The organism is Buttiauxella agrestis ATCC 33320, from assembly GCF_000735355.1.
GTDB classification, from domain to species: Bacteria; Pseudomonadota; Gammaproteobacteria; order Enterobacterales; family Enterobacteriaceae; genus Buttiauxella; species Buttiauxella agrestis.
This window is the reverse complement of sequence record NZ_JMPI01000026.1, coordinates 20,643-31,660: the sequence shown is the minus strand read 5'-3', so window position 1 is coordinate 31,660 and position 11,018 is coordinate 20,643. Positions and strand designations below refer to the sequence as shown.

Here is an 11,018-nt window from a genome sequence, read left to right as displayed (position 1 = left end):
CATCACACCGCCTCCAGCCACACAATGCATCACCCGGCCCCACCGGACGGCCCTGCTGGCAACTAATGCGGATAACCGTTCCGTTGCATGGTGCGCTCACCATCAGCTCCATCTTCATGGCTTCCACCACAATCAACGGATCGCCCTGCTTCACGCTCTGGCCTGGTTCGACGAGGATCTTCCAGATATTGCCGTTCAGATCCGCGCTCACTAACTGACCTTCTTGTTCGTCTGGCACGGCTTGTTCCACGGACATCGCGCTGGCAACAGCGGCCGTTTCCTGCTCTTTCCAGTTCGCCACTTCCCGCTTAAAGGCCAACTGCTGGCGGCGGCGGAAATCCGTAATGTCATCGGCGTTATCGTTCAAAAACGCGTTATAAGCGGCGAAATCAAAATCGACTTCTTCGACGCGAACCTGGGCGCGTCCTTCGCGGAATGCGCTGCGCAACTCGGTCAACTCGTCTTCAGAAACCGGGTAAAAACGCACCTGGTCGAAGAACTTCAGCAGCCACGGCTCGTCACCAAACTGTTCGTTTTTGAGGAATTTGTTCCATATGGGCAGCGTACGCCCGACCAGTTGGTATCCGCCCGGTGAATCCATGCCGTAGATGCACATATACATGCCGCCAATACCGACAGTGCCTTCGGCAGTCCAGGTGCGGGCCGGGTTGTATTTCGAACTAAGTAAGCGATGGCGCGGATCTAACGGCACAGCGCAAGGTGCGCCGAGATACACATCCCCGAGGCCGAGAATCAGGTAGCTGGCATCAAACAGGATCTGTTTCACCTCATCGCGGTGCGCCAACCCATTGGTGCGCTGAATAAAATCAACGTTGTTGGGCAGCCACGGTGCATCGGCGCGTACGGTTTCTTTGTAACGTTCCACCGCCGCAAGCGTGGCGCTGTCTTCAAATGCCATCGGCAAATGGACAATGCGCGACGGGATTTTGAGTTTCGTGACATCGCCGAGCTGTTTCTCAAGCCCGAGGAGTAACGTCAGCAGTTGCGACTGGGAAATATGCTGGCTGTCATAACGCACCTGAAGTGAACGCACGCCGGGGGAAAGCTCTTCAACACCGGAAACGCCAGCCTGTTTAATGGCTTTCATCAGCAGGTAAATTCGCAGGCGCAATGCCAGATCCAGCACGTTGTCGCCGTATTCAATCAGCACATAGTTATCGCCCGCCTGGCGGTAAACCACCGCAGGCAACCCTTGTTGTGCGTCCAGTTCTGCGAGGATTGCCGCACTCGACGTGGTAGTCGGTGTAATCGACGGGTGCAAATCTGGCAGATTGAGCACATGCAGCAAATTAGTCACCGCCACGTCCTGGGCGATTTCCAGCGACTGAGCGTGTTCAAAGGTGATCGCATGGAAGCGAATACGATCGCCCGGCTTCACCTGCCCGACTTTCCACAGCTCCGCTTTCGCGATAGTCACCGGGCAAACAAACCCGCCGAGGCTTGGGCCGTCACGCGTCAAAATCACCGGGAAATCGCCGGTAAAATTCACCGCGCCAATCGCATATTCGCAGTCATGAACATTGGAAGGATGCAGGCCCGCTTCGCCACCGTCAGCACGCGTCCACTCCGGTTTCGGGCCAACTAACCGCACGCCGAGGCGGTTGGAGTTGTAGTGAACCTGCCATTCGGACTCAAAAAATGTTTGCATGGATTCCGGCGTGAAGAAATCCGGCGCGCCGTGTGGCCCGTACAACACGCCGATTTCCCACACATCGCTGTACTGCGGAATCACGGCCGGTTCCGGTGTTTGCGGCAGTGAAATCGGCGCAGGTGTAGTGCAGGCTGGCAAGCACGGCTGAGAAATTGCCAGCACATCCGCCACGCGCAAGGTGCGCCCGGCGTGTCCGCCAAACTGCCCGAGGGCAAACGTCGAACGGCTCCCGAGATAAACTGGAACATCAATACCGTTACGCACCGCCAGATAGGTGCGGCAGCCTGAAGTCGCACGCCCCAGTTTTAGCGTTTGCCCCGCTTTCACAATCACCGGCTGCCAGTAAGGAACCGCTTCATCATCAAGTGTTGCCGGGCAATCAGCGCCGGTTAGCGCAATGGTCGCAGCGCTATGGAAACGCAGGGTTGGCCCTTGCAGGGTAAATTCCAGCCCGGCGGCTGACGGATGGTTGCCGACAATGCGGTTTGCGAGGCGAAACGCAAAATCGTCCATCGGGCCAGACGGCGGCACGCCGATATCCCAATAACCGAGGCGGCCTGGGCTATCCTGCACGCTACTCCAGGTGCCGGGTTCCAGCACTTCAATGGCGTGAGCCTGATAAACCACGCTATCCAGCAGGCGCGTCCACATCATTCCGGCTTTAAATTCAGCCAGTTGAACAATCTGGCGCAGGTAATCGAGGTTTGTCGCAATACCGTGTAAACGCGTGGCGGCCAACGCCGTGTTCAGTTTACTTAACGCCTGCTGGCGATCGTCGCCATAAACGATCACTTTGGCGATCATCGGATCGTAAAACGCGCTCACCTCGCTGCCGGTGCTCACCCATCCATCGACACGAACATCATCCGGGAAGAAAACGTCGGTCAGCACGCCAGGGCTTGGCTGGAAGTTTTTCAGCGCGTCTTCGGCATAAATTCGCACTTCAATGGCGGCACCTTTGGGTGGCTGTGCTAAACGCTGCCAGTCAAGCGTGACGCCCGCGGCCACATTAATCATGCATTCGATAAGATCCAGACCCGTGACCATTTCAGTCACCGGATGCTCGACCTGCAAACGGGTGTTCACTTCAAGGAAATAGAACGCATCGCGGGCGGCGTCGTAGATAAATTCCACGGTGCCTGCGCTGCGGTAATTGACCGATTCGCCGAGTGCCACAGCGGCAGCGTGAATCGCTTCACGCGTGGCTTGCGGCAGATTTGGCGCGGGAGTTTCTTCCACTACTTTCTGATTACGGCGTTGCAATGAACAATCACGCTCGCCCAGCGCCACTACTTTGCCTTTGCCATCGCCAAAAATTTGCACTTCAAGATGGCGAGCGCGGTCGACAAAACGTTCGATAAACACGCCATCGTCGCTGAAAAACTGCTGACCCATACGCTTTACGCTCGACCAGGCTTCAATCAGGTTCGCTTCATCATCACAGCGAGTCAGCCCTATTCCGCCGCCACCCGCCGTGGTTTTTAGCATCACCGGATAGCCAATTTCAGCCGCCGCTAGCTGCGCTTCTTTGAGGGTTAACAGCAAACCGGTTCCCGGCGTCATCGGCACATCGGCTTTAAACGCCAGGTCACGAGCGCAATGTTTCAGCCCAAAGTCACGGATTTGTTCCGCCGTGGGGCCGATAAAAACAAGGCCGTTTTCGGCGCACGCCTGGGCAAATTCAGCCCGTTCGGACAAAAAACCGTAGCCAGGGAATATTGCCTGTGCGCCGCTTTGTTTGGCTGCCGCAATGATTTTCCCGATATCGAGGTAACTGTCCGCTGCTTTCTCGCCACCCAGCGCAATCGCCACATCGGCGTCCATCACATGCTGTGCATTGGCATCGGGTTCGGAGTACACCGCCACGCTGGCGATACCCATTTTCTTGAGTGTTTTAATGGCGCGAACAGCAATTTCACCGCGGTTTGCTATCAATACTGAGCTAAACATTTTCATCTCCTCAGGCGCTGTGGTGACGGGCAAGCCAGGCTTTCCAGCCGCCCCACGCGGTAATATCCGTGGCGTCGTGTAGTGCTGTGGGTTCGCAAATAAACCCTTTCACGCTCCTGCCGTCTTCCAGAGTCAAAGTGCCGATCCCAAGCGGCGCGGGGATTTCCGCCACAAATTCCCCAAAACGAGCCAGCGGGATATCCCATAGCTCGACGGCAATCGGCTGCCCGGAAGGGCTTTTGGCAAGGCCGGGTTTTGGCGGCTGAGTATTGGCCAGCGCGTAAAGGCGATAATTGGCCGCGGTGCGGGATTCTTCGATAAACACCGCATGACGTGTGGTGAGCTGGTGGTTGAGCGGCATTCCACGCAGATGTGCGCCGACAACGGCAACGCGAACGTGGTTTGCAGAGATTTTTGCGGCAAGGGTCGCAGGAAGCGTTTTTTCAGTGGCACCCAGCGGCAGGTTCAGCGCCTGTTGCCAGCTTTTCCCGAAGTGGCTCAAGGCCTGGTCGTGCCATGCGGGGGCGATAATCGTGATGCCTGCTGGTAAACCGTCTTCACGGAAATCTCCCGGCAGCGCCAGCGCGCAGAGGTCGGCCAGATTAGTGAAGTTGGTGTAGGTGCCAAATTGCGAGTTGTATCGCACCGGCTCCTGTGCCATCTCAGCGAGGGTATGGATGGTCGGCGACGTTGGCACTACCAGCGCATCAAACTCGCTCAGTTGCGCGTTGATTTTTTGCGCCAGTTCCGCGCGGGTGTATTCTGCCTGCCAGGCATCGCAAGCCGTGTACTTCAGGCCGTTGGCCACAATACCGCGCACGGTGGGGTCCATCGCTTCAGGCTGATTTTTGAAAATTTCGCCTACCGCAACGGTTCGCTCCGCCACCCATGCGCCGTAATAAAGCTGCTCGGCTAACTGGTTAAAGGCGGTGAAATCGATCGGAATAAGTTCTGCGCCCTGCTGCTCCAGGCGTTGCAACGTTTTGGCAAACGCCGCCTCGCTATATTTGTCGCCAAAAAACTCAAGCTGGTCGGGAATGGCAAAACGCGGTTTTTCGTTAAAACGTGCCGGGGCCGTATGCGGGTTCGAACGCGAGTACGGATCTTGTGGATCGTACCCGCCCGCCACGGCGGCGACCGTTTCAGCATCTTCTACCGTTAACGCGAACACCGAAACACAGTCATTCAGGCGGCAAGCAGGCACCACGCCTGTGGTGGAAATCCAGCCTTTTGTCGGTTTCAGGCCAACGATATTATTGAAGCCCGCCGGTACGCGCCCGGAACCGGCGGTATCGGTACCCAATGAGAAGCAGACCAGGCCGCGCGCAACCACCGATGCGGAACCGGAACTTGAGCCGCCGCTCACGTATTCAGGGTTGAAGGTATTTTTGACTGCGCCAAACGGTGAGCGGGTGCCGACAAGCCCGGTCGCGAATTGGTCGAGATTTGTTTTGCCTACCACAATGGCCCCCGCCGCTTTCAGGCGGGCTATCACAGTCGCATCTTTTTCAGGGGTGTAAGTAAATGCCGGGCACGCCGCGCTGGTGGGCATTCCGGCGACATTAATATTATCTTTCGCCGCAAAAGGAACGCCTAATAATGGAAAATCTTCTGCCTGCTTTTCACCAGAATTAATTGCCTGAAAAACTGTGGTTAATTGCGCATAGATTTCATCCTGCGTGGCGAGATATATCCACGCATTATCATCACGGGATAAATTCGCATTTAATTGCTGATATGCCGCCACTAGTTGTTGCGGGTGCTGGCGGTAACTCGCGACCCATTCAGACAAAGTTGCTACAGACATAAACTGGAATCCCATCTGGTATACAAGATGGAATCAATAAAGCATTAAACGTGCCAGGTATTTATAACGCTGATAATCAACAGATTTGAATATAATAAGGCGCGCTTTATTCTTTTTTTCGCACTCTTATAGAGCGAGGATTTAAATTATTTATCCAGAAAGGTGCAAATAAACACTGTCATATTATTTTCTTATATTCTTTTATAAATCGGCAAGCGTGTGTCGGATGACCCTTACGCTTATCCGACCTACGAAAATTCCCGTACAGACATAAAAAATGTCACGACCATGATTTGATAGTGTGATCAACCACCAGGAAAGCAAGTTAACCATACAATAACCTAACTAACGTCTTAAATGCGGCATTAACACTACATGCAGACTCAGAAAAATAGAATACGATTCCATCAGAGATCGACCTTAGGTATAGCGCCAATAGCCGCCTATACTTCCTTAAAATGTCTAAAGGCAAACGAACATGACTAAGCCCGCCCCTACCGGTTTATTGCAGCAACCTAGACCGTTTTTTATGATTTTTTTTGTTGAGTTATGGGAGCGTTTTGGATACTACGGCGTGCAAGGTATTCTGGCCGTATTTTTCGTTAAAGAGCTCGGTTTTTCACAGGAACAAGCCTTTGTCACCTTTGGTGCCTTTGCCGCTCTGGTTTACGGGCTGATCTCTATCGGTGGCTATGTTGGCGATCATTTATTAGGCACAAAACGCACGATGGTTCTGGGTGCCGTGGTCCTGGCGCTGGGCTACTTTATGACCGGTTTGTCGCTGCATAATCCTGATATGATCTTTATTGCTCTGGGCACCATCGCGGTGGGCAACGGGCTATTCAAAGCCAATCCAGCCAGTCTGCTTTCAAAATGCTATCCACCAAAAGATCCCCGTCTGGACGGCGCATTCACCCTGTTTTACATGTCTATTAACATCGGTTCTTTGCTGTCTTTGTCGCTCGCGCCCGTCATTGCCAACAAATATGGCTACGCCGTGACCTACAACCTGTGCGGCATTGGCTTAGTCTTCGCATTGCTGGTTTATTTCTGCTGCCGTGGCATGGTGCGTGACATCGGCTCGGAACCCGATAGCAAGCCAATGAGCTACAAAAATTTACTGCTGGTTTTAGCGGGAACCGTGGTGATGATTTACGTTTGTGCGTGGCTGATGCATAACGTGAAAGTGGCGAATATCGTGTTAATTGTGCTGTCTATCATCGTGATTTTCCTCTTCTTCCGCGAGGCCGCGAAACAAAACAAAAGCGATCGCAACCGCATGTACGTCGCCTTTGTGCTGATGATTGAAGCGGTGCTGTTTTACATTCTGTATGCCCAGATGCCAACGTCGCTGAACTTCTTTGCTATCAATAATGTGCGCCATGAAATTCTCGGCTTTACTATCAACCCCGTCAGTTTTCAGGCTCTGAACCCATTCTGGGTGGTGGTTGCCAGCCCCATTCTGGCCACGCTGTATACCCGTTTTGGTGCCAAAGGCAAAGATCTGACGATGCCTGCCAAATTTACTCTCGGCATGTTCCTGTGTTCGTTAGGTTTTTTAACTGCCGCCGCTGCTGGCATGTGGTTTGCTGACGCACAAGGGCTGACTTCCCCGTGGTTTATCGTGCTGGTGTATTTGTTCCAGAGCCTGGGCGAGCTAATGATCAGTGCGTTAGGTTTAGCGATGGTCGCCGCACTGGTGCCGCAATATATGATGGGCTTTATTCTCGGGATGTGGTTCCTGACCCAGGCCGCAGCCTTCCTGCTCGGCGGCTACGTTGCCACCTTCACGGCAGTGCCGGAATCCCTTAACGATCCGCTGCAAACATTGCCGATTTATACCGGCGTGTTCAGCAAAATTGGCATCACGACCTTTGTTATCGCGCTGATTATGGCCGCGATGGTGCCGTGGCTAAACCGTATGATGAATATGCAACCGGAAGTGAAAACCGCTTAATTTCTACGCCTTGGTTTCTTTTCACGCCGCCTTCAACGAAGGCGGTTTTTAATAACACGTTTTAAAACTTAAATAATGGTGCCGCCTTTGGTTAAATCCTCGCGGCGCTGTTCCACTTCTGCTTTATGGTGATGGCCCTTCTGCGCGATGGCGATACGCAAACGCTGCTGCTGCGCGTAACGATCTTCGCGGGTTAACTCAGCATCGTCGCTCAGTTCAATCAGCAACTCATTCATATGCTCAATCACATTCTCCGCCACCGCCGCGTCTACGCGGGCAATAACATCTTCCAGGTGCGCCATAACTATCTCCTTAAATTTTGAGGGTATACCTTATGACTCCCCGGTAATATTCTCAAGCTCATTAATCATTCGTGCTGTTTACAGAATGAATCTAACGCTCCGGCTAATGCCGCTGGATTCTCCCATGACATGCAATGCCCGCATTCGGCTAATACCGATGTGTTGATACCCCAGTTTTGAACTTGGGTGAAATCACTATCGGGCAGCGATTGCTCACCAAAGATCAGCGAACGCGGTTTTTCCAGTTGCGCGAAAATCGTTAACCAATGATTCCCCTTGATCATGCTTTCCGCTCCGCGCCACACAGCCCAGGGAGCCGCTGCCGCTAAACTTCCTGACCATGGGCCACTTTCATTTTTAATCATTGTGTTATGCAGCTCTGAAACATAATTCGCTTCACTCACGCTGCAAATCTGTTGGCTAAAAAAACCGCCGCCAGGATGGAAATTAGGCTCTGAAACGATCAGCCCGGATAAATTTGCGGTCGATAACTCTGCAGCTTCAATACAGATACTGCCGCCCATGCTATGACCATAGAGAAAATACTTCTCCAGTTTCAGATGACCAATAAGTTCAGCCACCACTTGCGCCTGTTCTTTAATTGAATAACTGAAATCGCGGGGTTTTTCGCTGTATCCGTAACCGGGAAGGTCGATAAGAATCGCCCTTCTGCCGGAAAAGTTCTTATCTGCAACCACTCGCGGATATTCATAAGATGACGCACATCCCAGGCCGTGAACAAACACCAGCGGCGTACCGCTACCGGGCAAGTCCAACCAGCGGACGCGGCAATTTGCAGTGGTTGAAAAAAATGACTCCATGTCGTGACTCCTGTCTTTTTAACGGTGGAGGTCGCTAACATTCATCCCCCCTACAACTGCTGTCATGTAGGGGGATAAGCCGAAGGCGTCATCCACCATTAATGCCAAGAATGTCGGAGGTCGCTACGCTAATCCGACCTACAAAAAAGATTATCAATTCAATTTTGCTTTCGAGAAATCGCTGCCGTTCAGGCTGACGGTGTAACCCGTCACATTGCTGCGAGTGGCATAGAAAGTTTTGCCATTTGCCAGCACGATCTACCGCCATTTATTATTACAATAACGCAACAAACCGCTGCAATATCGCTCTGGATTCAGGCGTGTCGCTGACTTTTGCCAGCAGTGCATCGCGGTCTTTCCCTTTCATCGCCACTCTTTCGCTGCGGCTGGTGATGATTTTATTCATTACAGGGGCGCTGAATTCCGGGTGGAATTGCACCGAGAATGCGGTTGGCGAGTAACGTACTATCTGATGCGGGTCATGGCTGGATGCGCCCAACACCACAGCATCTTTTGGCAACGCGAGCACACTTTGTTCGTGGCTTAAAAAGGTATCGAACGAATTTGGCAGGCCGCTAAGCAGCGGGTCGTGCTGGGCGGCGTCATTCAGCGTGACGGCAATTTGCCCCACTTCGCTCCCCTGTGGATGGTAATCCACCGAGCCTCCGAGTGCGTAAGCCATTAACTGGTGCCCATAACACACACCCAAAACCGGCACGCCCGCCTCGATAACTTCACGCGCCCACTCGGCGGTGCGTTCGCTCCACTCTTCATGGTCCGTCACCATTGCCCATGAACCGGTAATCACCGCGCCGCTAAACGTGCCAACCGCGGGAAGTGCTTCACCTTCAAACGGACACACCACAGTCACAGGGCCAACATCACCTAATGCGGCGTGAAACCACTGTGGTTGCTCGCCGACGGCTTTACGAATATCCAGCGGTGGATGGCCCATCTGAACCAGTAATAACGGCAATTTTTCTGACATTGATTAAGCACTCCGGCGATGTAGAGAAGAATAATCAGTAGCACAAAACCGTCGCGTCACCCAATGACTTAAGTGCAATCGCCCGATAATTAGAAAAAAGTGCCGCTTCCTCCGCCGTTTGCCTGGGCCGGGAATCCGTAAAATGGAAAGTGTGAAAATGGCTCAAGCGGAGCTGAAAACAGCAGGATTGATGACGTGGCAAAAACATTATTGCGCAGCGGATGCTTAGATGACTTTCTTTCGCTAGGCGAAAACGGGCAGACAGTATTCGACTCGGCACTACAAATTCGCGAAACATTGCGCTTACGCAAACAGCAAGCGGTGGTCGATAGCCTGGCGATTCCTCAGCCAAACGATGAAGGCGACCGGGTTGACTGGTACGCGCCCTGCGAGGGTTCAGTCATCAGTTGGGCTGCGGCCAGCGATGAACAACGCAAAAAAGCGCTGCGCTATCTCGATAATTGCCAGGCCAACGTCGCCTCGCTGATTCAGCGCTGCGGGCAGTCAGAAAAAACGGCGATTCAACTTTTTGGCTCCTTGCTCGCCAACGCATTGCAGTTTCCTGGCAGCCAGCATGTTTACCTGGTTGATGGCAAACCGGTGCTGACGTTTTGGGGATTTGTCAGCCTTAACAATAGCGCCCGCCCCGACCCGCTCGATTGCTTACGCATTACCGAAGAACACGAACCCGTTATCGAGTTCCTTCCGGAGCCCCCCCCTGCCGCACCGCCCGTTATCGTCTTGAGTGAACCGGATGAACCGCTGTATTCGATCTCTGCGCCAACACCCCCTGCACCATTGCCAGAATTACCGCCGCAGCCTGCGCCAGTCGAAGAAATCGTCACACCTGCGGCAGTGAAAAAACCGAAACGCTGGATATGGCCCGTTGCGGCGGCCATCGTGGCGGCTATCGCTGCTCCAGTGTCATATTTTGTGGTATCGGCTCCCCACGCCGAGCCTTTAGCACAGAAAGTTGAAGACGTTAAACCGCAAGCCATTGCCCCTGCGCCGATGCAGGCTCAAGCCGTTGTCGAGCATGTTTCCACGCTGCCTGTTGCCCAGGCCGCTGTTGTCGAAGCGCCCACACCAGAACCAGAGCCGGTTGTCATCGCCGCAACAACGCCCGCTGACGTACCCAAAGGCGCGCTGATTTTACCCGCCGACGCGTTAAAAGTTGGCTCGACAAAATTCCTCAATGGCAGCTGGCGCGTCGCCATCAATATCAAAGATTCCATCACCGGCAAACCGCCGACGCTGCGTTACCAAATCGCCAATAACAAAGGCAACGTGCGCCTGGTGCATGGCGACAATATCGTCTGCAAAGCGGAAGTGTTTTCCGGCCTGATGCAGTCCGGCACGTTGATGATCAAAACCCGTGGTAATGCGCGTTGCAGCGATGGTTCGCGTTATCCGCTGCCAGAAATTTCCTGCAAGCCCGACGAGAACGATGTGGCTCAGTGCAGTGGGCGCTACGACAGCGACACCGTGGTGCCTGTGACATTTAAAAAAGTGAGTGATTAA

7 protein-coding genes are annotated in these 11,018 nt (G+C 53.4%); 2 read left to right on the top strand and 5 right to left on the bottom strand.

The genetic code is table 11. From position 1 onward, the window contains the following. Both uca and atzF read right to left on the bottom strand, forming a co-directional pair. The coding region (gene uca, locus GBAG_RS09230; protein ID WP_034495283.1) for an urea carboxylase at positions 1-3,622 on the bottom strand (3,622 nt) is incomplete at its 3' end. Positions 3,623-3,632: 10 nt separating this feature from the next. After that, on the bottom strand, positions 3,633-5,429 hold the full coding sequence (gene atzF / locus GBAG_RS09225) for an allophanate hydrolase (protein WP_034495281.1): 1,797 nt from the start codon (positions 5,427-5,429) through the stop codon (positions 3,633-3,635). Positions 5,430-5,907: 478 nt separating this feature from the next. On the opposite strand from atzF, the gene dtpB reads away from it, so the two are divergent. Then, positions 5,908-7,386, top strand: a complete 1,479-nt coding sequence (gene dtpB / locus GBAG_RS09220; protein ID WP_034495280.1) for a dipeptide/tripeptide permease DtpB — start codon at positions 5,908-5,910, stop codon at positions 7,384-7,386. Positions 7,387-7,454: 68 nt separating this feature from the next. Here dtpB and GBAG_RS09215 read toward each other — a convergent pair whose 3' ends face one another. The 3 genes from GBAG_RS09215 to GBAG_RS09205 all read right to left on the bottom strand — a co-directional run bounded on the left by GBAG_RS09215 (position 7,455) and on the right by GBAG_RS09205 (position 9,497). Then, entirely contained in the window at positions 7,455-7,688 is a 234-nt protein-coding gene (locus GBAG_RS09215) for a DUF2526 family protein (RefSeq protein ID WP_034495278.1), read from the bottom strand. 65 nt (positions 7,689-7,753) lie between these two features. Further along, the gene (locus GBAG_RS09210) at positions 7,754-8,509 is read right to left on the bottom strand and encodes an alpha/beta fold hydrolase (RefSeq protein ID WP_034495276.1); all 756 of its coding nucleotides are present in this window, start codon (positions 8,507-8,509) and stop codon (positions 7,754-7,756) included. Between the two features lie 274 nt (positions 8,510-8,783). Further along, on the bottom strand, positions 8,784-9,497 hold the full coding sequence (locus GBAG_RS09205; protein WP_034495275.1) for a glutamine amidotransferase: 714 nt from the start codon (positions 9,495-9,497) through the stop codon (positions 8,784-8,786). A gap of 195 nt (positions 9,498-9,692) precedes the next feature. Between GBAG_RS09205 and GBAG_RS09200 the strand changes: the two genes are divergently transcribed. Continuing rightward, positions 9,693-11,018: an SrfA family protein gene (locus GBAG_RS09200; RefSeq protein WP_034495273.1), complete on the top strand. Its 1,326-nt coding sequence runs from the start codon at positions 9,693-9,695 to the stop codon at positions 11,016-11,018.